The organism is Isoptericola croceus (assembly GCF_029382255.1).
GTDB classification, from domain to species: domain Bacteria; phylum Actinomycetota; class Actinomycetes; order Actinomycetales; family Cellulomonadaceae; genus Isoptericola; species Isoptericola croceus.
On record NZ_JARLLG010000014.1, the window covers coordinates 1 to 22672 of the forward strand.

11 protein-coding genes and 1 tRNA gene are annotated in these 22672 nt (G+C 70.5%); all 12 read right to left on the minus strand.

From position 1 onward, the window contains the following. Nucleotides 1–2002 (minus strand): hypothetical protein (locus PZC42_RS19790; protein WP_277213648.1); only part of this gene is annotated, 2002 nt, incomplete at its 3' end. After that, the gene (locus PZC42_RS19795) at nucleotides 2002–2271 is read right to left on the minus strand and encodes a hypothetical protein (protein ID WP_277213650.1); all 270 of its coding nucleotides are present in this window, start codon (nucleotides 2269–2271) and stop codon (nucleotides 2002–2004) included. The genes PZC42_RS19790 and PZC42_RS19795, both read right to left, overlap by 1 nt. A gap of 145 nt (nucleotides 2272–2416) precedes the next feature. Continuing rightward, entirely contained in the window at nucleotides 2417–2710 is a 294-nt protein-coding gene (locus PZC42_RS19800) for a WXG100 family type VII secretion target (protein ID WP_277213652.1), read from the minus strand. 122 nt (nucleotides 2711–2832) lie between these two features. Continuing rightward, nucleotides 2833–7305 (minus strand): type VII secretion EssC family protein, encoded by a 4473-nt coding sequence (locus tag PZC42_RS19805; protein ID WP_277213654.1) that lies wholly within the window; start codon nucleotides 7303–7305, stop codon nucleotides 2833–2835. A 78-nt stretch (nucleotides 7306–7383) separates the two neighbouring features. Beyond that, nucleotides 7384–8931: a serine/threonine-protein kinase gene (locus PZC42_RS19810; protein WP_277213656.1), complete on the minus strand. Its 1548-nt coding sequence runs from the start codon at nucleotides 8929–8931 to the stop codon at nucleotides 7384–7386. Then, nucleotides 8931–10265 (minus strand): FHA domain-containing protein, encoded by a 1335-nt coding sequence (locus tag PZC42_RS19815; RefSeq protein WP_277213658.1) that lies wholly within the window; start codon nucleotides 10263–10265, stop codon nucleotides 8931–8933. Before PZC42_RS19815 ends, PZC42_RS19810 begins: the two co-directional genes overlap by 1 nt. Beyond that, the gene (locus tag PZC42_RS19820) at nucleotides 10262–11092 is read right to left on the minus strand and encodes a PP2C family protein-serine/threonine phosphatase (protein ID WP_277213673.1); all 831 of its coding nucleotides are present in this window, start codon (nucleotides 11090–11092) and stop codon (nucleotides 10262–10264) included. Before PZC42_RS19820 ends, PZC42_RS19815 begins: the two co-directional genes overlap by 4 nt. Continuing rightward, complete coding sequence (locus PZC42_RS19825) at nucleotides 11089–12432, minus strand: RDD family protein (RefSeq protein ID WP_277213675.1); 1344 nt, start codon at nucleotides 12430–12432, stop codon at nucleotides 11089–11091. The genes PZC42_RS19820 and PZC42_RS19825 overlap by 4 nt, the downstream gene beginning before the upstream one ends. Before the next feature lie 130 nt (nucleotides 12433–12562). Next, nucleotides 12563–18601, minus strand: a complete 6039-nt coding sequence (locus tag PZC42_RS19830; protein WP_277213677.1) for an Ig-like domain-containing protein — start codon at nucleotides 18599–18601, stop codon at nucleotides 12563–12565. 35 nt (nucleotides 18602–18636) lie between these two features. Continuing rightward, the gene (locus PZC42_RS19835; protein ID WP_277213679.1) at nucleotides 18637–21027 is read right to left on the minus strand and encodes a transglutaminase domain-containing protein; all 2391 of its coding nucleotides are present in this window, start codon (nucleotides 21025–21027) and stop codon (nucleotides 18637–18639) included. After that, on the minus strand, nucleotides 21020–22405 hold the full coding sequence (locus tag PZC42_RS19840) for a DUF58 domain-containing protein (RefSeq protein ID WP_277213681.1): 1386 nt from the start codon (nucleotides 22403–22405) through the stop codon (nucleotides 21020–21022). Before PZC42_RS19840 ends, PZC42_RS19835 begins: the two co-directional genes overlap by 8 nt. 192 nt (nucleotides 22406–22597) lie before the next feature. Beyond that, nucleotides 22598–22669, minus strand: a tRNA-Val gene (locus tag PZC42_RS19845). Nucleotides 22670–22672: the final 3 nt, after the last annotated feature.

Below are 22672 nucleotides of genomic sequence, written 5' to 3' on the forward strand. Positions count from 1 at the left end.
TGACGGCACCTGCAGGCCCACCCCCGACATCGATGGCCCCGAAGGGCACCGCCGCCAAGCTCACCGCATCCCGCACAGCGTCGTCATCGCGGCGAGCGACCTCCACGATCGTCTCGAACCGAGCACCGTCGGCAACGAAGCCTGACCACAGCGCATGATTCTCAGCCAGCCCGAAGTTCCAGGTGTCATCCTGGTCGAACGCCCCACCAGGCTTCAGCGCCTCGACCCTGACCTGCTGCTGGTACTCACCGATGTACCCGTCGAGCACATCCCTGCCCTCGGGATGGAACTGCGCCACACCCAACACGGTCGCCAGCGACTCTGGGGTCGCACCATTGACATGGACGGCATCACCTTCGTCGAGCCCGACATCCCACAGATTGACCGGATTCTCGACTCGACCAGTTCCCTGGCCGAGCGCAATCTGCTGGTGCACGAACTGAGACCACTGCAGCCCGACAGCCCTGGCCAGCGCCTCGCTGCCCGCGGCCGTGGTGTTCTCCGCCAGGAACCCCTCGTTCGTGCTGAGGTTCTCGAACGCGAGCGTGGCCATTTCGGCGACTGAGTACTGCACGTCGTCGTCGTGCGTGCCGGTGCCGGTGATGGCACCGGTGGCCTGTAGTGCGCCGGCCAGCAGCGCGGCCACTCCCTCGTTGCCGTCACCCGTACCGACAGTCGACGAGTCCCGAGCACCGAACCAGTAGTCGTTCCGCACCACACCGAGCTCGTCGTCCGTCAGCCAGTCGTGCGCCGCATCCGGGTAGGCGCCCAGAGTCGACAGGACCCGGGCCAGGGGGTCGTCAACACGGGTTCCGTCGAGGTCACGCAGCGCGGAGTATTGCTGGGCGGCCAACCAGGGGTTCCCCTCGGTGCGTTCGATCGCATCGAGCTTGGTGGCCAGGGCCACGGTGAGCCCTTCGCCCATCGGGGCGTGGTGGGGGTCGCCAAACAGGTACCCGATCCCTGAGGCCAGACCGGTGGTGTCGTCACCCACGTATGCGGCGTCACCGATCTGCTCGACCTGTTTGGCGATCTCGTCGTCATCCCAGTCGTGGGTCACCTTCGCCACGGTGTCACGCAGACGGGTCAGCCCGGCCGAGGTCGCGGTGAGCGCCAGCGCGCCGTCGGCGTCCGGTGATCGTCCGAGTGCTTCCAGGCCGCGGGCGAGGCCGGCCAGCCCGAGTCCGGTCGATGCCACCAGTGCGCTGATGACGGCTTCGTCGTCGCCCCACGCGAGAACCATCGCACGCAGGTCGTCAGCCACCTGCCCGTCCTTGCCGTCGGCCGCCACGACCTGCGTGAACAGGTCTCCCATCACCGTGGCCACGACCTCGGGCGCGATCGTCGTCAGTTCCGTGCCCGAGTAGCCGCGGGCGGTCAGCACCTCGTAGGAACGCTGGGCGACCTGGGAACCACCGAGCTCGGCCAGCCGGTCGCGAAGATGACGATCGGCCTCGACCCGTTCGGTGTGCAGAACCTCGAGGGCACGCACCGCCTGGTTCGCGTCGCCGCTCGCCTCCCACTCGAGCTCCTGACGGCGCTGCTGAAGGCGTTGCTGGAACTCGAGCGAGACCATGGCCAGCGGAGTCGTCGAGCACTGCGGAGGACCGCCCACCCACAACGGGTCGGTACGCAGCATCCACAGCGACTGGCGAGCCTCGTTCAACCGCTCACGCAGCGGGTGCGCCTGGCCGGCGATGCGCCGGATCTGGGTCAGGTACTTCGCGATGGCGTCGGCGCCACCCTCGGCGCGGCGGACGTTGCCGTCCAGCTCGCCGCGACGCTCGAGCATGCGCACCTGCCAACCCTGCGCGGCATGTCCCGACCACCGGTAAGGGCCCAGCCGGTCCACGGTGGCCGCCGCGACCTGCCGTGCCATCGACCAGTCCTCGGCACGAGCGCGAAGCGTCCGTACCGACAGGTGCAGACCCATCAGATCGCCGGCGCCCGGGTTCTCGGGCGAGTGCCTCCCGGCCGGGTCGTCCTGGACGAACTGCAGCATCACGACAGCTGCCCCGCCAGGCCGCGCTCCACCCTGCTCAAGGTCGCGACCACGTCGTGCAGGACCGTCCCGTCCGCCGCCAGGGCCCTGGACGTGGCCTGCAGGTCCGTGCGCAGCATGAACGCAAACTGCGTGATCGCCTCAGCAGCCTCCACCGAACCGCACCTTTCGGCGTCCACCGCCACATCCGTCGCCGTCGCCTGAGCCGCGTTCACCAGCCGCGTCCCGGCATCGTGCAACTCCTCGTGATCACTGACCAGATCCGCCACTCCATGGTCCCTTCGTCACACCACTTCTCCCACAGTGCAAGCCACCGGCCACTCCACCATCAACCCCTCGCGCAACCGACGGGCCCCACCGGAACGAGCCGGTCGGGGGCCCGTCGCCGCAGTCGGCGGGCGGCGTGCCCCAGCGTCAGCCGAGCTGGGCGCGGAGCGCCTCGTCCGCGCCCTTCATGGTCTCCTCGGCGCGCATCAGGAAGTTCTCCATCCCGTCGAGGCCGAGGAGCGCCCTCTGCATACCCTGCTGGAACTGCATGTAGTGGTCCTGGAAGGCAGCCGAGGCGGTGTCCGTCTGAAACCCGGAGGTGACCAACGTGTCAATCTGTACCTGCAGTCCCCGCAGTGCCTCCATCATCGCTTCCTTGCCGAGCCCCAGCTGGTTGCGCTGCGTCTCGAGCTCGCTGTAGGTCACGTTCACGTTGGACATGGCTGAAATCCTCATCTCGTGGATTGGTGGCGGGTCGAAACCCTCTCAGAGGGGAGCGTAACGGCCAGACCTCTCAAAGTCGCGCGAACCCCGCCGCTGTCCACAGGGTGCACGTCCGGGCCTCACGGCAGGACCAGCGGCAGCTGGACGCGTGTCGCGCCACCGCGCTCCACCCACGCACCGCGCCCGACGGGGAACTCCCCCTTGTCCGTCCGCGGCAGCTGCGTGGCCAGGATGTTCTCCCCGTCATGCGGACCGGGCTGCAGGAGCAGCCCCCGCCGCGACTGCTTCACCTCGGCGTAGAGCGGCCACGAGCTTCCCCAAGTAGACGCCTGCGCCTCAGCGACCAGCAGGTGCTCACTGACCCGCACCACCTTGGTGAGCATCTGGATCTGCAGGTCCGCAGGTGTGCTCATGAAGTCACCGATGCCCTCGAGCACGACGACGGCACGCGTCGACTCGTTCGGGTCCTGGACGGTGGCGAGCAGACGCTGGACCAGGTCCGTCACCTCGCTCACCCCGGTGGCCACCTCGTCCCACGGCAGCACCCCGGCGAGGCCCGACCGAGCAGCCGAGAGCAGGTAGAGCCGCGATGCGGGCGACGCCCGCCGCACGGACTGCGCGATCGCGGCCAGCGCGTTGCTGCGTCCTGACCCTGGCGGGCCGGACACCACGATCGTCCCCTTCGGGTCGAACGGGTGCGGCCGGACCCCGACGTTCTCGAGCCCGAGGACGGGCCGTCCGTCGACCTCGTCGGGGAGCTCCGACGGCGGGAACTCTGTCGGCAGGACCCGCACGGGCACGGCGTCCCGCACCCCGGCCTCCCGCATCGACGCCGCCAGCTTCTCCGTCGCCGTCGCCTGCTCGGACACCGACGCGGTACCGCCGGTGACCGCGACCTGCACCTCCAGACCGTCGAGCAGCGCCCGTCCGGGGGGTGACGTGCTCGTGACCACGTCCTTGGGAGCGTTGAATGCCAGGAAGCCGTCCTCGGTGAGGCGCAACAAGAGGTTCCTGTGCACCATGGAGTGCACGTTGCCCGGTACGGCGCCGTAGCGGTCTGCCGTCAGGACGACATGCATCCCCAGGCCCCGGCCGTCGCTGAGGATGTCCCGGAGCACGTGGTACCACTCGGCGCGACCGGTCTTTCCCTCGAAGTCCTCCTTGAACGCCGGGAACCCGTCGACGACGAGCAGGATCCTCGGGACGTCGGGACGACCCGTCAGCTGACGGAACTCGGTGACGCTCGACGCCGACGCCGCGGTGAAGGCCTCCGCGCGGCGCGCCAGCTCGTCCCGCAGCATCCGCAAGAGGCTGACCACTCCATCGACGTCCTCCCCCCGCACCACAGACCCCACGTGCGGAAGGCTCGAGAGCATCCGCAGCGCGCCCGCGGCGAAGTCCAGCGCGTAGGCATGCACCGGCCCTCCTCGGGGAGTGATGCCGGCCGCGGTGACGAGCGTGCGCAGCACGGTGCTCTTCCCGGCGCCGCCGGTTCCGTAGACACCGAGATGACCGTCGTCGTCGGGCACGAAGTGCACGACCCGCTGCGCCTGCTCCGCGGGGATGTCAGCCACGCCGATGAGCAGGTGCGTGTCGGTGCGCGGCTGCAGTCGCGTCAGCGAGTAGGCGTCGGCCAGCGAGTCGAGCCATGGCCGACGCGGCCGGCCCAGCTCACCGACCTCGAAGGCCTCCGTGATGCACGCGACCAGCCGCTGCTGGTCGTTCGGGCCCAGGTCCGCCTCAGCGGCATCGTCGACTGCCTCGACGGCGAGGTCGTCCCAGGCCTCCTCGCGGCCGAAGTACAGGCCTGAGACCTTCACCGCGGCCCGCTCGGGCTCCCGGGTGCTCCAGGCACCGGCGTACCCGGACTGGAAGTGATGCACGCGCCCGGGTCCGGTCTTGACCAGCCCGCGCCCCGGAAGCGCGGGGTCGAGGTGTGCGGCGTCGTTCACGCCGACCACGTCCGTGGAGTCCGACTCGTCGGCCATCCGCAGGGCGACCCGCAGGTTGGTGTTGGCGCGCAGGTTGTCCCGGATCACGCCGGCCGGGCGCTGCGTCGCCATGATCAGGTGGATCCCGAGGGACCGACCCCGCTGTGCCACGTCGACGACCCCGTCGACGAACTCCGGCACCTCGCTCACCAGCGCGGCGAACTCGTCGATGACGATCACCAGCGCCGGCGGGGTCTCCGGGTCTCCCCGCTTCTCCAACTCGAGCAGGTCCTTGGCCTTCTTGCGGTTGAAGAGTCGCTCACGGTGGTGCAGCTCGGCCCGCAGGCTGGCCAGCGCGCGCAGCACCAGGTGCGGTGACAGATCTGTCACGAGGCCGACGCAGTGCGGAAGATCGACGCAGTCGGCGAACGCCGACCCACCCTTGTAGTCGACGAAGAGGAAGGTGACGCGATCCGGGCTGTACTCGGCGGCCATCCCGAGCACCCATGCCTGCAAGAACTCCGACTTCCCTGCGCCGGTGGTGCCACCGACCAGCGCGTGGGGGCCATGGGTGCGCAGGTCCAGGTACTGGTGGTCCACACCGGCGGAGCCGACGACGGCGCGCAGCGACCCGGCCCGCTTGCGCGGTACCGCGACGGCACGGTCGTAGACCGACTGGTTCTGCCGCCAGCGGTCCAGCACCGCTCGGGGATCCTCGAAGAGGTCGTGCCCGAGCAAGGTCGGGATCGTCACCGAGCGTGGCAGGTCGCTCGCGTCCTCGACGACCGCGCCGGCGTCGTAGACCGGCGCGAGGCGCCGGGCGTACTCCATCGCAGCAGCAGGATCGATCTCCTCCACCTCGAGATCGTCCACCCACCGTCCCAACCGCACCATGCCGAACCGTGGTCCCCGTTCACCGCGGTCGACGAACGTCCGGCAGGACGCCGGGAGGCTCGCGACCTCGGCGGCTATCCACAGCAGGAAGACGCCCGCGTCGGCTCCTTGCTCCGCGAGCTGGATGAGCCGCGCGCGGTCGACGTCGATGTCATCGGAGACCACCACCACGACGGCCGGCAGCGGCGCCTCGGTACCGTCGTCGGACCGCCCGCCGACCTCGGCTCCTCTCTCCAACGCGGCATCGTCGTCGTCCAGAGCACCACGACGCTTCGGACTGCCGTGCTTTGCCTTCAGGCGGGCACTCACCAGGCCCTCGAGCTCGGCCATCAGCCGCGCCGCGCCGCTGGCCGAGTCGGCCAGCTGGTGCCCGTCGATCGGGCTGTGAGCCGACGACGTGTGCGGCAGCCACGTCAACCAGTCGAGATGACGCGTCCATACCGGACTGACCATCCCGGTCACCACCAGCTCGGCCGGCGAGTGCAGGCCGGTCAGCTGGACCAGGGCAGCGTTGAGGCTCCCCACGACCTGAGCCGGCGGCCCGGCGAACCCCAGGCCCCCGGCGTCATACAGGTTCTCGACGACCGGCACACCCGCGACGACAGCGTGCCTGTCCACCACGGCATCGAGGCGCTCCTGGAACTCCTTGAGGATCGACCCCTTGCCACCGGTCTTCACGCTGTTGCGCGAGGGCATCGTCCCGATGCCGAGCCGGACGTTGAGGAAGTTCCAGTGCTCCGGCCGGCGGGTCCACAGCAACGGCCCGAGACGCATCGCCTCCACGAAGACGTGCTGCGTCGCCGGCGCCTCGCGCAACCGTACCGACCGCTCCGCCTGTTCCTCGTCGGCCAGAGCGTCGGTGAGCGACGACAACCGCTCCTCGAACCGCTTGATGTCCCGTTCCTTGCGCTTGCGATCGCGCCGGGCCTGCGTGACATGGCTTCCGAGCATCATCAACGGCGTGAACAGGACGAACAGCAGCATCCGCGGGTTGTTCATCACCAGGAACATCGCGATCCCGAGCAGCACCGGTGCCACCATCAGCAGGATCGGGAACTCCTTGGGCTCCGACTCCGTCGGCACCTCCGGCGGCTCGAACTCCTCCCCCCGGTAGCGTGCCTCGACCCGCGGCGAACGCGTGAACGAGATCGGCCCCGCCTTCGGCGCGACACCGCTGACGCTTGTGCGACGTCGGGACTCGATCGTCATCTCGGTCTCACCGACGACGACCCGCTGCACGGTCTCGACCCGGAGGCGTTGTACATGGTCCCCGTCGACCAGCAGGCCGTTGGCCGACCCCAGGTCGACGACGTCGACGGCCTCACCCACGTCGAGTCGCAGGTGCTGCTTGGAGACCATCGGGTCGTTGAGGACGACGTCCGCGCCGGCCGCCCGGCCGAGGATCCACGAGCCCTCGGCCAGGTCGACCGTCTGTCCGCCCGGGAAGCGCAGGGTGGCCCGCACCTCGTGGGACGTGCCGTAGCCGAAGCCAGGCCGCGCACGGTCGACGACCGCCACCTCCGCACCGGAACCGATCCACGCCTCACCGAGGGCGGCGTCGGCGGGGAGCAGGGTCGGCCGGTCCTGACCTGGAAGCCGCGCTTCCAAGGTTGCCGCGCCCTCCTGCGCTGTCGCGCCGCCGGCACCGTGCGGATCGACACGGGCGATGGTCGACGCCACCTCGCCGATCGTCGCACCGGCATCGGCCGTGACGACCACGTCGTCACGTGAGCCGTCGGGCCGTCGGAGCGTCACCTTGACGCGCATCGTTCTCCTCGCAGGGTCAGTGTCCGGTCTCGGAGGTTACAGCCGGAGCACTGCCGGCGAGGACGGAGTGCCCGCGCGTCACGGTACACACAAGCCGCGCGACTGCGAGGGAGCTCCGTCCCGGATGGTCACGATCTCGATGCAGGTCTGTGGATCAGCAGCGTCGACCGTGACGGTCGTCATCTCGGTCTGCTGAAACATCGATTCCTCGAGGGGGTCGGGCACGCGCCAGCCGTACGTGTCGCCCTCCCTCGGCTCGGCGGCCTGCCACGTGAAGGTCACCGAGCCCTCGTCGACCTCGCCGGCGAGGTCCACGATCGGCGGCACGATACCGGCGAGGTTGTCGACGGGCGCGTGTGCTCCGGGTGTCGGCCGGGAGGTGCTGTCGACGGCATCGCGGTCGCCTTCCCCGGCGAGGACCGCCCACAGGGCGGCGGCACCGACGATCAGCACCGTCGCGCCGCCGAACGCGGCGATCAGTCCAGGACGGCGGCGCTGCGTCGCCTGCTCGGCCTCCGCCGGCGCGGCCGGTGCGTCGACAGGGGCCGGCGGTTGCACGTTCCGCCCCGGGTCGGGAGCCGGCCCGCGGTGCACGGTGTCACGGAGCCCTGCGTCCAGCTCGCTCGCCACCACGACCCGTGCAGCGGACGGCGCCGCCCCGGTCCGAGCATCACCGCGCGGGTCGATCGCGACGACGGACCGCAACCGCGTGCCGACCTCGTCCTCGGCGGGCTCGTCCTTCAGGACATGACCCTGCTCGTCGAGAAGATCGATGGGAGTGACAGGCAAGGACATCTCCGACTGCACCTGCTGCAACGCTCGTGCCAGGTCCAGCGCAGCCGGATACCGAGCAACCGGATCCTTGGCCATCGCGACGTTCAGTGCCTGCTCGAGGGACGGCGGGACGTCGGCACGACCAGTGGGTTGCAGGACCGATCGCTCGATGCGAGAGACCAGGTCAGCGCTCTGGTTCGACCCACCGATCACCTCGAACGGTGTACGGGACGCCAGGAGCGAGTAGACCGTCGCGGCCAACCCCCACACGTCGGTACCGATTCCCGCCCGTGGTGGATCCTCGAACGCCTCGGGCGGCGACCAGGGAATCGACATCCCCTCGGACCGGCTGAGGCCGTCGAGACGCGAGGAGATCCCGAAGTCTGTCAGCGCAGGATGACCGTAGTCGGTGACGAGGACGTTCGCCGGCTTCACGTCACGATGCAGGATGCCGAGCCGGTGGGCGGTCTCGAGGGCACCCGCGATCTGGATACCTACGCGCAGCACATCGGCGACCCCGAGCCTCTCGCGGCGATATCGCGCGCCGAAGGTGGGGCGCGGGCAGTACTCCATCACGAGGAAGGGCCGGCCGTCCGGCGTGACGTCAGCCTCGTGCATCGTCACGATCGAGGGATGACTCGACAAGGTGGCCATCAGGTCGGCCTCAGCCTCGAAGGCACTCGTCAGCCCGCTGCCGAGGTGCTCCGCCAGCAGCACCTTGATCGCGACTCGTCGTCGTGGCCGGCGCTGCTGATACAGGAAGACGTCCGAGAAGCCACCCGACCCGATGAGCGAGACGAAGTCGAAGCCGGAGATCTCCGGTGGCGCGGACGGTGGTCGCGAGCCGCTCATCAGCTGATCCCGTCGAACGCCAGCGTGACGCCGTCACCCAGGTCGACGACGTCACCGTCGCACACCATCGCCGGGTCTCTCGGGTGCAGCCGCATCGGGGGCTGACCGCCGCGCAGCAGGGTCGTACCGTTCGTCGTGGCCAGGTCGGTCACGAGGACGTGCCAACCCTCGAGCCGCACCTCGACGTGGGAGCGGGAGATGTCTCCCTCAGGGCTCGGCACGGTCACCAGTCGGGGAAGGTCGTCTCCCGGCGCACGCTGCGAGCGTGGGCTCCGTCCGACGACGGCGGGCCGGTCCAGCGTGAAGCGTCGGCCGTCCGAGACGGTGACCGAGCCGAGCGGTGGCCGGGCCACGGTGCGGGCGTCGCCGACGAGCTCTGCGTGGCATGTCGCGCAGTCCGTCCGCTGCGGCGGGTTCAGGTGCCCGGCGACGCAGGAACGTGCCAGGACCTCCGCCCCACCTCCCGCGGACGGGCCCGGACGCGGCGCGCCGTCCACCACACCAGCGGGTTCGGGGGTGCTCGTCGTCAGGGTGTCGGTACGGGGTGCCGCTGCCTTCAGATCGGCGATCGCACTCGACAGGACGGTGCTCTCCTCGATGCCGTCGCCCGGGGTTCCCTGCGGGGCTGCGGGTTCCACCTCGTCGGCCTGCCGGACGGCGGCAGCCTCCACCCCGCGATGGATCGTCCGCCCCCACAGGTGGTCGAACCCGGTCTCCTCGACAGGCACGTCCCCCGTCGACGGGGAAGCCACGACCAGCTCGGCCGGCTCCGGCTCAGTCGTCATGACCTCGACCACGCGATCCCTGGCCGGCCGAGCAACCGGCACCGCCTCGCCGACGGAGGGCGCTGCTCGGCCTTCCTCGACGCGGACACCGGGCTCGGTGTCCTCACGCGGGGCACCGCCGGCGACAGAAGCAGCGAGGACGACACCGGACTCGATGACGAGGGTGCTGCCATTCGGTGAGTGCGCGGCATCGGCCAGCACTGCGAACCAACCGACGTCGTCGAACCCTCGCTCCACCCAGGTGCTGACACCCTGCCCGTCGACGACTGTCGTCGACGCGTGGGAGCCGACCTGCACCGCCGCTGCGCCGCGGACAGCGACCTGGACGCCGTTGCCGCTCCGGACCACCATCGCGAACGGAGGCAGCTCCCGGAGACCTGCGCGGGACGTACCGGTCAGCGCCTCGAGCAGGGCGAGCACACCGGGCTGTCCGTCGAGAGCCGTCCAGAGCGCCTCGACGGTCTCCGGCGACACCTCACCGGGGAGCAGGACCACGGCCCCGTTGCGGACGACGGCATGCGCCGTGCCCCTCGTGTAGCGATTCGTCATCCTGCCTTCACTTCCTGTCGTGCGAGGTCGCGCTGTGTGCTCCTGGCCGACCCGACGCGTTGCGCGCGCGGGATGGTGCTCTCCACGGGTTCCTGCGCGTCGGTGACGTCGACGACCACCACGGTGATGTTGTCGCGGCCCCCTGCCGCGAGCGCCTCGTCGACCAGGCGATCTGCTGCCCGCTGCGGGTCCTGCTGCTCCCCGAGCAGCTCGGCGAGCCTGCCGTCACCGACCTCGCTGGTCAGTCCGTCCGAGCACAGCAGCCAGCGCTGCCCGACGTGCACGGGCAGGAACCAGTAGTCGGCTACCGGATCCTCGGGAGACCCGAGTACCCGGGTGACGACGTGGCGGCGGGGGTGGGTCAAGGCATCCGCGGCCGAGATCTCACCGGCGTCGACCAGCTCTTGCACCTCGGAGTGGTCGACACTGACCTGCTCGAGCGCGCCGTCCGCCAGTCGGTAGGTGCGCGAGTCCCCGAGGTTGACCACCAGCCAGTACGGTGCGCCCTCCTGCGAGGTCAGCGTCACCCCGGTGAGCGTTGTCCCGGCATGCCGGTCCGGGGGCGCTTGGATCCCCCGGATCACCTCATGTGCGGCGTCCACCCCGGTCCGCAGCGCGTCGATCGCCACCGTCTCGACCTCCGTCAACGGCTCCAGCACGGTAACGGCTACCGCACTGGCCACGTCTCCGGCGTCATGCCCGCCCATGCCGTCGGCCACGAAGAATGCCGGCCCTCCGGCGACGTAGGCGTCCTCGTTGAGGCGGCGTCGCGCACCGCGGTGCGTCGCGGCGCCCCACAGGAGCGAGATCTCGTAGCGATCTGTCATCGCGGAGTCCCCGGCGGTACCACCGTGAGGCGCCGGTCACCCACCTGCAGGGCCCATCCTGGCTCGATCCGCCGGGAGCTGCCGGGACTCAGCTCCTGCACCGCGCCGTCCGGGCCGATGACGGCGCTCCCGTTCGTGCTGCCGGTGTCAGTGACCAGCAACGCACCATCGATCGGTACCAGCTCCGCATGTGTCTTCGACACCGAGCGCGTCGGACAGGTGATGTTCAGCAGGGTTGCCGGTGCGCCCTGGTCCTGTTGCGGCGCGCGGCCGAGAAGGGTGCGCCCTTCCACACGGATCTGCCGACCGTCGTCGAGCGCAACGCTCAGCACGCCCGTCGTCAGCGACGGGACACCGTCGCTGCGCCGTGACGAGACACTGAACCGGGTGACCTCGAGGTCCTCCACGCCCGGCCCCGGCTCCGTCGGACGCGGCGTCGGCGGCGGGGCAGGCCCTCGCAGCCCAGACGGCGAAGCGCCTGGCACCGCAGAGATCACCGCGGCGGCGGCCGGCGCGCCCTGTGGAGCGACCGGCGCCTGAGGTGACACGGCGTTTCCGACGAGGGAAGCCGCGATGACCTGTGCCGCCCGCGACTCGGTCTGGCCGACCGGCTGTCGCCCGCCGGAAGGTGTGAAGCTCGGCGGGTCGGCCGCCACGGCGCCGACGACCACGGTCCGCGCAGCCTTGTCGTGCCATCCCTGGCGCCGGCCCGAGGAGTCGAACGACGGCGAGACCAGGACCAGTGCGGTGCCCACCACCGGGACGAGTCCACCGACCAGGACGACGAGCCATCGAAGCAGGGCTCGCGGGACACCGATCGGAGTGTGCGTGTCCGCGTCGAGGGTCTGGATGCGCAGCAGCCGGTTGCCGACCGTCGCGCCGGTCCGACCTTCCCACCCGGCAAGGCCGCCCAGTCCGAGGAGCGCGACCGCGCCCAGGATCGCTGTGGTGACGGCCGCCGTCGAGAGCACGTCCGCGGTGGCGAGCTCGGTCCCCGTCGGCGTGCTGGCGTCACCGAGTGCCGAGAGCGCCCGGCCGAGGCCCGTGGCGAGCACGACCGGCACAGCGACCACGAGCAGCAGCCCGAGCAGGGCCAGCATGTCGAGCAGGTAGGCGCCCGCTCGGCGCCCGACGCCCGCGGAGGTCGACCTGCTGTCACCCTCGGGGGCTCGCCCACCCGGGTCAAGCTCTGTACGGGTCCGTTCGTTCAGCTCAGGCCGGGTCGTACCCTCGAGCCGCGCAAACAGGAGCTGGCTGCTGTTTCGCGGTGTTCCGCACACTCCGCAGAACGTGTCGGGCCCCCACTCCGCTCCGCACGCCGGACAGGTCGTGGCACTCACCACCAGTTCGGCTCCTTCGCATCGTCCCGGGAGGATGTGGCGTTCAGGTCGCGGATCTCCGGCTCTCCCCCACCGGACGCAACCCGCCCGCCCCGACGAGCGCTCACCGTATCGGACATCCCGGGCCCCCTCACCAGGTGTACTTCGGGGTGTCAGGGATCTTGTGGTGATCGGTCTTCACCCAGACCTGATAGCCGCCGAAGCCCCAGTAGCACGGGAGGTCGCCCACGAAGTCACCGCTGGCGTTCGTCCTGAAGGACCTGTGGGACCACGGGCTGTCAGAGAACTGCCCGTCCCTCGACGTGTAGCACGCCACCCTGAACGAGGCATTCGCCGGGCCGTTGTCGACCGTCAACCGCAGATAGTTGCCCGACGGCGCGCCACCTCCCTTGCGGACCTTGGTCGTCGTCGTGTCCGACGTTGCGCTCACGACGGCGGAGGCCGCGTTCGAGCCCTCGGTCGGGACGGCACGCGCCCTGATCTGGTGGGTGGAGTCCGGACCGTTGCCGACGGTGCGGCTGCCGCTCTTCGACACCTTTTCCCACGCCCCGCCGTCGACCCGGATCTCGACGTGATACGGGCGACCGTTGCCGCCCGGATCGGTCCAGCTGAGCGTCACCGAGCGCCGGTTGCCGGTCGCCTTGACCCCCGGGGCTGATTGCGGCCCGTAGGGCACGACGGCGGTACCCAGCGTCCGGGCCGGCCCGTTCGAGCTGTCCGACCCGACGTGGGACACCGCCCGCACCTGCGGCCGGTAGCTCGATCCGTTGCTCAGGCTCCGGATCGTGGCGGACCGATCCGGCATCGCCGTCCAGCTCCCGCTGGAGCCGGTGCGGTACTGGTACGTCATCCTGTCCGCGCCCTTGGCCGAAGCGGTGCCGCGGGTCAGGATGATCTCGCCGTCGCGCCCAGTGGCCTCGGCCGACAGGCTGGACACCTCGCTCGGCGGCGTGAAGGCACGGACAGGGGCTGACCGGTCCGACCACGTCGCCCCTCCGTAGCGCTCGCTCGCCGCGTTGTGCGCCATGACCCGGAAGGTGTAGTCGTCGTCCGACGCACGGGCGTCGATCACCGTGGACGTGGACGAGGCCGCCACCGTGGTCTTACCGGCCGACGTCGAACCACGGAACGTCTCGACGGTGTACTCGGTGATCGGACGACCGTTCGTGCTCGGCGCCTTCCAGGAGACCGTCATCGGCACCGAGTCTCCCAACGCTCCGCGGGACACCGTCGGCGCCGCGGGTGCCGACGGTGCACCGGCCGGGATGGCTCCCGTCGACCACGGTCCCCATTCCGACGGCTCCGGTGCAGCATTGTGCGCCCGCACGCGCACCTTGTACTCGGTCCCGTTGGAAAGACCGTCCCAGACCAGCCGGTTGCCGGTCACGCCACGCTGCTGGGTGGCCCCGGAAGCCGTGGCTCCCGAGATCTCCAGGTCGACCGAGGTGATCGGCGACCGGTCGTCGTAGACCGAGTTCTCCCACTCGACGACGATCTCGCCGTCAGCCCAGTCCAGGGCCGGCGCCGCGGGCGGGTCCGGCCTCTGATCCGGACGTGCCTCCTCGGAGGCCGACGAGGCCTCCGACCGGCCGACCGCGTTGTGCGCCGCCACGGTGAAGGTGTAGGTGACGTCGTTCGTCAGACCCTCGAGCGTGCAGGTCGTCGTCGCGCACTCGAAGACGTCGCCGGCTGAGGACGTGACGGTGTACGAGGTGATCGGTGAGCCGTTGTTGCCCGGCGGGTTCCACGAGAGCACGACGGTGCGCGAGCGCACCTCCTCCACCAGGGGCCGCGCCGGTGCCCGTGGCACGCCCAGCACGTTGACGGTGACCCGTCCCTCCACGTGCCGGTCGAAGTCCTCGGTGGCGTCCTCGATCCGGTAGACGACGACCATGGTGCCGACGAAGTCACTGGCGGGGGTCACTGCCACGGCATCGTGCCTGTGCACCTCCACGGTCCCGTCGCCGGTCTCGACCACGGCGTCGATGACGCGCAGCGGTCCGATCCCCTCGAACGGGTTCGTGTCGTTCTCCAGCACGGGGACCAGCACGGAGCTTCCCTGGTGGACGTCGTCGACGGCATCGGGCGCAGCCACCGCGAGGGGCCTCGTCGATGCTGCGACCTTGATCGCCAGAGATCCGTCGACCGGTTCGTTCACCCCGTCGGACACCGTGTACGGGACGGTGAACGCACTGCCCTTCTCCACGTCGGGAGCGGCCTGCAACGTCACCCGGCCGCCGGCATCGTCCTGCGTGACCGTCAGTCCCTCCGGCGCCGCGCCGACCGCGAACGTCAGCGGCTCGCCCTCGGGGTCGCTGGCGAAGCGCTCCAGATCAACCGTCGACTCCTCGCCGGCCGCCACCTCTGCGGTGGGCTGTCCCGGCTCAGGCGGCAGGTTCTCCGGCGGCACCACCATGAACGGCAGCTGCAGCGAGGCGTCCTTCCCGTCCGGGAACTCGTCGGTGCCCCCGTCCGAGACCTGGAAGCTCACCGCGGCCGGACCGTGGTACTCCTCGTGCGGTGTGTAGGTGAATCCGGTTGACCCCGGCACGGTCACGACACCCTCGACCGGGACCACGGTCTCGGCGTCGGTCAGTCGTGGTGTCCGTCCTTCAGCCACCACCACGTGGTCGGCGAGCTCGACGGTGAAGGGTTCGCCGGCGACGACCTCGATCGGCGTCAGACCGTCTCGCAGATGCGGAGCGTCGGCCGGGTCCCCCAGGAGATCAAGACGCCCGGGCACCACGACGAACGCCTGACCGGTCAGTCCGTCCGGATCCGTCACGGTGTATTTCACGATGGTCCGTCGACCGTCGACGGGGATGACGACCTGACCGTCGTCGGTCACCTCGACGTCGTCGTCGGAGGTGATCTCCAAGGCGTTGACCGAGCCGTCCGGGTCTTCGTCGTTCGCCAGCACGTCGACGCCGATCGAGTCGAGCCCTTCCACCTCCTCGAGCGGGAGGACGTCGTCACGGGCGACCGGTGGGCGCAGGGGGGCGTCGTGCCGCACCTCGACGGTCACCGCTGCCGACGCCCTCGCCGAGTAGGTGTCCTCGATCGCGTAGTAGAAGGAGTACGAGCCCTCTCGCTCGGGTGCCGCGACGGCGATCCCGGTGCTCTGGATGGTGGGCTGCAGCTCCTCGCCCCCCTGGGTCGCGCCGTCGACGAGACCGATCGGGTCCCCGTCCGGATCGAAGTCGTTCCGCAGCACGGGGACGAGCACCTCCCGGCCCGGCTGGACCATGACGTGGTCGTTCACCGCCACCGGTGGCTGGTTCGTCGGTGGCGGCTCCGCGATGCCGATCCGGACGCTCGCCGTGCCCGTCGCGCCCCAGGTGTCCTGCACCGTGTACCGGAGGGTGTCCGTCCCCACCGCCACCCGCGAGGCCTCGTAGACGATGTCGCCGTCCTCGATGCGCACCACGCCGTGCACGGGGTGCTCGGCGATGCCGGTCAGTATCACCGAGTCTCCGTCGGGGTCGACGTCCAGCGGGACCGGGATGCGGGCGACCGTCCCGGTCAGGAGACGCGCCTCGAGGTCGCGAGGAACCGGTGCCAGGTTGTCCTCCTGGTCCCGGATGTTGACGGTGACCTGGGCGGAGTCCTCCTGGCCGTGCTCGTCGCGGACCTTGTAGACCAGGTGGGTCGTCCCTGCCTCGAACCCTGCACGGAACCGCACAGCACGCTCGGAGACGAACGCCTCACCGAGGTGCGGGAGCTCGGCAAGCTGCTCGACGAGCTCCAGCTCCAGGCCGTCGGGGTGGACGTCGTTGTGCAGCACGTCAACGGTCACGATGTCTCCCACACGAACGGTGACCTCGTCGAGATTGGCTCGCGGCGGCTGGATCCGGTCCGGGGCCGGGATCGGGAGGATCCGCACCTCACCCGTCGCTGTCTCGCTGCCGTTGGACACCGTGTACGTGAAGGTCACCGGTTCAGCGAAGGCCCGGACCTCGGTGATCCGCAGGATGGAGTGCCCGAGCACCGCCACCGAGACTCCCGCGTCGTCGGGTACCTCGACGGACTGCACGACCAGGACCCGGCCGGCCGGGTCCGCATCGTTCGCGAGCACGTCGACGAGCGTCGAACCGCCCGCGGGCAGGTTCGCGATGTCGGCGACCGCCACCGGGGGGCCACCGTCACCGTGTTCCGGGATCACGTCGACCCGGATCACTCCCGTGGTGGAGCTCGGACCGTCGGAGACCTCATAGAGCACGTCGTAGGAGCCCGGCTCGTCCGACCGGAAGGTCAAGGTGCCGTTGCCGTAGTTCGGCACGATCTCCGCCGGCTCCGCCTCGCTCACGGCTGCCAGTCGGAGGTCGTCACCATTCGGGTCGTAGTCGTTGGACAGCGGCTCGACGGTGACCGTCTCGCCGACGGTCACCCGGGCGTGCACGCCGACAGCGACCGGCGGCTCCTGCGCTTCGATGACCTCGACCCACAGCACGCCGTCGGTCACACCACCCTGACCATCGGCGATCACGAGGTTGACCTTCTTGCGGCCGGTGGTCGAGCCGCTGGCGCGGTACTCCACCGTGCCGTCCGGAAAGTGCCGGATCCAGTCGCCCTCGGCCGTGGCATCGGCCCCCGCCAGGTAGAGGTCGTCTCCGTCCGGGTCACGGAACGACGGCAGGACCTTGATCTCGTTGACGGCGCCACGCTGCACCCGCAGCACCGGCTCGCCAACCTGTTCCGGGTCGGAGTTCTCGTCCCACGGCACCACGGACAGCCGGACCTGTGCGTCATCGACACCACGGCGCCCGTCGGCGACCTCGTACTCGAAGGCGACCCCTCCACGTGCGTCCTCCGGCACCTCGACCTGCAGCGCCTTGCCGCCGAGCACCTCGGTGACGGGCATGCCCTCCGGGCCGTCGCCGGACACGCGCGCGGTCAGCACGTCACCGTCCGGGTCGACGTCGTCGGCCAGGACGTCCAGCACCGTAGTACTCCCGGGCCGCACACCGAACTCGTCGTCGTTGGCCTTCGGTGGCCGGTTCGCCCGGTCGCGCTCGAGCACCGTCCGGTCCACCTGCTCAGGGGTGTCGCTCTCCCCGTCGCCCTCGCCGTCGGCGTCCTCGGGCAAGGTGATCTCCCACTGGTCGACCTTGCGGAAGTCCTCCAGCGCCATCCACAAGGTCCCGGACGAGAGCTCGTTGAGCACCACCGCGTTGCGGTTCACGCGATACACGAGCCGCGCCTGCGGGTCGAACCCGTCGAGCCGCATGTCGATGTCGTCGCCGTCTCCCGGGCAGTTGCGGATCACCTGGCCCGAGGAGCCCCAGGCACCGTAGACACAACCGGCCACGTGCACCGGCGACGCCGGCACGCCGGAGGCAGGCCGGGTGACAGGTTCCCCACCGTCGAGCGGCTGCGCGACCAGGGCCGCCGACGTCGCGTAGGACACGGCGTCCGCATCGGCCCCGGGTTGCTGCAGCCGGGCGCCCGAGGCGTCGGGCACCTCGACGACGTCGCCGCCGGGCAGCCGCAGCTGCCCGCTGCTGCGCACGAGCACGACCGGCTCCTGCCCGACGGTGGTCACCTCGACCTCGTCACCGGCGCTCAGCAGACCCAACCGGGTCTCGGACGCCTCTCCGGTCCCAGGCTTCACGCTCCACAGGGTGTCGCTGGTCGGCGCGACGGCGTGCACGTCGCCCAGCGGTGAGGCCACGACCCGGGCGTCGCTGCCGACCTCCGCCACCGGGCCGACCTCCTCGGGGTCGAACGACGGCAGGTCGGCCGACGGCATCGTCCACAGCAGCCCGTCGACGGTGTCGAGAATCGCCACGACACCGCCCCCCTGGGTGACCTGCGCACCGGCCGGGAAACCCGTCGTCGCGGCCAGCCGCATGCGCGCCACGTCGACGCCGCTCGCCGCACTCGACCCGTCGTCGACGACGAGCACGTCGTTGCCCTGCTGCTCGACGTCGAACACGGTGCTGCCGGCCAGCAGCGTGCCATCGATCTCCTGCGCCGCGGTGTTGAAGCGTCCCACCTGCCCCGAGGATGCGTTGGTGACCCACACGCCCGCATCGTCGAGGTCCACGTCCGCCGTCGCCTGGCCGTCGTGGAGGACCGCCGTGCCGACGACTGCGACACTGACCACGGCGACGACAACGGTCGCCGCCGCACGGCGGCGGTCGTCACGGACGCTGGCGAAAAGACGCACCTGGAGCTCCTTGGTCGATCGGGACGGACGGGATGTCAGTGCTGTCGGCGCATCGACCGGACCCCGGCGGCGGTCAGGGTTCGCAACGCGGGCCCGACGGCACGGACCCGCTCTCGGACAGAGCGCCGGGGCGACGGGGTGTCGGCACCTCGCACCGATCGCCACGAGACGCGTGCGGCTACTCGACGCTGCCACGGCACGGCGGCTCGCATCGATCCGACGACCTCGTCGACATGCTCCCAGTAGGCCTGGGCGACCTCGTCCGAGGTGGCCGTGCCGGCGAACACCGCGTGGTCGGCGCCCTCGGCGAGCAGCATCGTCCCGCCGTCGTCGCCCAGCTGAGCGGCGACGAGCTCGGCCGACTCCCGCCGGGTCGCACCACGCGGGACGCCCGCGCCCAGGTCCGTGGCGGCGTCGACCACCTCGCGCCACCCACCGCTCACCCGGTCCAGCACGTCGGCGGACGCCCGGCGTCGTCGCCCGCGCACCGTCTTGTAGACGAGGGCCAGCAGGAACGGCGAGGCGAGCAGGCCGAGCGGGATCGTGACAGCGGCCGCGACGATGACGACCTGCCGCCAGTCGAAGACTGCCGCGTCGTCCTCCTCGCGCTCCTCCTCGTCGATGTCGGCGGCCTCTGGCTCCGGCGGTTCCTCCGGCTTCTCCGGCGACTCGAGGACGGGGGGCTTCGGGATCTCCTGGGACTGCGGCTCGGGCTCGATCTTGTTGTCCTCGTCGGGCTGGACGTCGAAGGGCACCCAGCCCAGGCCCTCGAAGGGCACCTCGACCCACGCCCGGACGTCCTCGCCCACAGCAACGTAGGGGCTGCCGGGTACCCAGGCCTCAGGATCGGGCACGAATCCCATGACGACCCGGGCAGGAATCTCGCGCTGCCGGAGCATCAGCGCGTACACCGAGGCGAACTGCTCGTCGTCGCCGACCATCTCGACCTGGGCGAGCATCTCGTCGAGGCGAGCGGTGGAGTGTCCGGCCCGTGAGGGCGCCTGATTCTCCAGACCGCTGGATCTGATGCCGGTGGACTCGAGCGCCGCACGGATCGCGACGATCTCGTCGTACCGGGTCGGGGCATCTGCGACGAACTGCTGGGCCTTGGCCGGTGCGGCCTCCGGGACGTCCAGCGGTTCGGGCAGGTCGATGTCCGCGACCGGGGTGACCCGCAGCTGTTCCTCCGTGGGCGAGGTCCGTTCGACAACCTCCAGCTCGACGGAGTCGCCCGCGCCCACACCGGCCGTGGCCAGCGCCGACCAGGCCTCCGGGTTGTAGTAGGTGGTTGTGGCCAGCTCCTGCACCCTGGAACCTCCGTACTCGATCGCCGTCAGCTCGCGCACCAGCGGCAGCCAGGCACCGGAGTACCCGCTGAACGTGAAGCTGACGCGATAGCGTTCACCGGGTGCCAGCGACTCTCTGCTGTCGCCCACGCGGTGGTACACACCTCCGCCGGCACCGCTCGAGGCGTCGTAGACGACGCCGCTGTACCGGTCGAGTGCGGCGATCCGCACCCGGTCTCCGTCCCGGAGCCCCTCGACCGTGAACAGTTCCGTCTCGGCCTGGTCCTTGGCGTACTTGCGGAAGCTCACCAGAGGACTGGTGAACTCGTACAGGTCCAGCGGAGGTGTGATCACCTCACGCAGCGCCAGCCTCTCCCCGTCGACGACGTGCGGTGCCGCGAACGCCGCCATCGTCCCCGTGAGCCCGAGGACCAGTGCGCCTGCAGCCAGCTGCTGCCAGCGCCGCCGCTCGGCGAACGTGCGAGAGCGCGCCGACATCACGGACCGCGCTCCGTGCCGCTCGTCGGTGGCCCGCCACGACGCCCACAGCACCCCGATCACGGCGACGGCGAGACCCTGGACCACCGGGTAGGTCTCGACGATCGTGCCGAGCAGCGCCATCAAGGTGGTGGCGGCGACGACGGGCACCAGCGCCCACACGGCGTGCCGGGCACGCCACGCGACGGTCCCGGCGACGACAGCCGTCAGGTAGCACAGGGCGAGCGGAACGACGGCGAGGTCGGGGAACGAGTCGAGCGGAGGAACCGTCGTGACGAAGTCCATCCAGCCCTCGACCATCCCGATGGCGAGTCGGCTCCACGTCGTGGGCGTCGGCAGCACGCCACCGATGGCCGTCCCAGGGAAGGCGAAGGCACCGCCGACGAGAAAGTACACCAGGGTCGTGACGGCCAGGGTACGGACGGCGCCCCAGCGCTGCCAGGCCGAGACCCAGGCGACGACGAGCCCGCCGACGAGCCCGCCGATCGCTGCGCGCAGGAAGCCGAGAGAACCCCATGCCGCGCTCAGGCCGAGCGACGCCGTCGAGATCAGCACGAACAGCACGAGGCCGTCGAGCACCCCTGGCCAGGACAGCGCGCGCGCGCGTGTCTCCTCCCGGGTATTCGCAGGACGATCAGTCACGCATTCTCCCCAGGGCACCCGCGAGATCGTCCAGCGTCTTGATCGTCAGCACGTCCATGTCGCCGACTCGCCCCCAGGTCACCGAGCTGTCCGAGACGGCGTCGTCGGCGGACGCCAGCACGGCGAAGAGCCGGGCGTCGGCGGGCAGGCGCGCCGACAGCGACCTCAGGTCCGTGGCCGACAGACCGCTGCCGCCCACCACCGCCACCACCGAAACGTCGGCCAACGCGCGGCTCCACTGCACGGCGAACGCCGCCATCGTCTGGCGGGCCGGTCGCATCTCGGCGCGGGTCAGATCGTCCAGCAGCCGGGTCCGGTGGTCGCCCCGGACACGCCCGCCGGTGGCCAGCACGGACAGTCCGCCGTCCTCACGGATCGCCTGCAGACCCAGCGAGCCGCACACCGAGACCGCCAGCTCGAACTCGTCGGGCGACGCGTAGTCGTCCTGTCGGGTCGACAGGATCACGGCGATCCGAGAGCGGCGGGTCTCTTCGAACTGGCGCACCATGATGCTCCCGGTCCGCGCGGACGACAACCAGTGGATGTGCCGCAGGTCGTCCCCCGGCACATACTCGCGCAGCGCGTGGAACGAGATGTCCGAGTCCGAGGTGTCCGGCGTGACCCGGCCCTCGAGATCACGCATCCGCCCGATGAAGGAGTCTGCGAGCACCGCGGTCCTCGGGTGCACGAACAGTTCTTGCGGCTCGGACCAGGACAGCTCGCGCCGGAGCATGCCCAAGGGGTCGGCGCGGATCGTGCGCACCGGTCCCACCGGGATGACCGCGCGTCGGTGCGTCGGCACCGTGAAGATCTCCTCCTGACTGCCACCGGGCCGCAGCCGGCCGATCCGGAACGTCGCCGTCCCGTCACCCACCTGGAGTTCCATCGATGCCGGGAGCATCGGCCGAGCCGACTCGTTGGTGACCACGAGCTGGCCGAACGCCCGCTCGCCCACGACGACTCTGCGATCGGACAGGTCCAAGGTGATCGCGTACTGCAGCTTGCCGATCACGAACGCCAGTGCGACCGCCACGGCGCCGGTCACCGTGAGGGCGACCACGGCCCCCTCCGTCCATCGCAGGGCGGCACCTGCGGTCCAGGCCAGCACCCCGAGGGTGAGCACGACAGCCCCGAAAGGCGTGATCAGGTCGACCAGCGCACGCAGCAGGACCAGAGACCCCGCAGCCGCCCGACGCCACCACGGACCGACCGACGGCGACGCATCGCTGCGCACCGCATCGTGCGACCCAGCCCGTGTCGTCGCCGAGAGGGTATCGGTGGTCGACTCCTCGACGTCGGCGCGGAGTCGGGGCGCGATCGGCGCGCCACCCTGCACGGGCCCGGTCGAGGTCAGTCCAGGTGCGTCTGTCGCCGTCATGCACACGTCCCGTCAGGTACCGCGGCGGGACACGAGAGCACCCGACCGGGCACCTGGCTCATCACGTGCAGACCTCGCTCATCGGAGGGAGAACTCACTGACCGACAATCTCGATACATGTGTGGATGTCACGTACTGCAACATGCCAAGAGCCCTCGGCCCGACTGGTGCCGGTCCAAGGGCTCTCGAGGGTGGGCGATACTGGGTTCGAACCAGTGACCTCTTCGGTGTGAACGAAGCGCGCTACCACTGCGCCAATCGCCCGAG

What these genes read in the sequence shown, in the direction of transcription:
- PZC42_RS19810 (WP_277213656.1), bottom strand. Translation starts at nt 8,931, where the DNA reads ATGAGCGGCTCGCGACCACCGTCCGCGCCACCGGAGATCTCCGGCTTC.
- PZC42_RS19815 (WP_277213658.1), bottom strand. Translation starts at nt 10,265, where the DNA reads ATGACGAATCGCTACACGAGGGGCACGGCGCATGCCGTCGTCCGCAAC.
- PZC42_RS19820 (WP_277213673.1), bottom strand. Translation starts at nt 11,092, where the DNA reads ATGACAGATCGCTACGAGATCTCGCTCCTGTGGGGCGCCGCGACGCAC.
- PZC42_RS19840 (WP_277213681.1), bottom strand. Translation starts at nt 22,405, where the DNA reads ATGACGGCGACAGACGCACCTGGACTGACCTCGACCGGGCCCGTGCAG.
- PZC42_RS19800 (WP_277213652.1), bottom strand. Translation starts at nt 2,710, where the DNA reads ATGTCCAACGTGAACGTGACCTACAGCGAGCTCGAGACGCAGCGCAAC.
- PZC42_RS19805 (WP_277213654.1), bottom strand. Translation starts at nt 7,305, where the DNA reads ATGCGCGTCAAGGTGACGCTCCGACGGCCCGACGGCTCACGTGACGAC.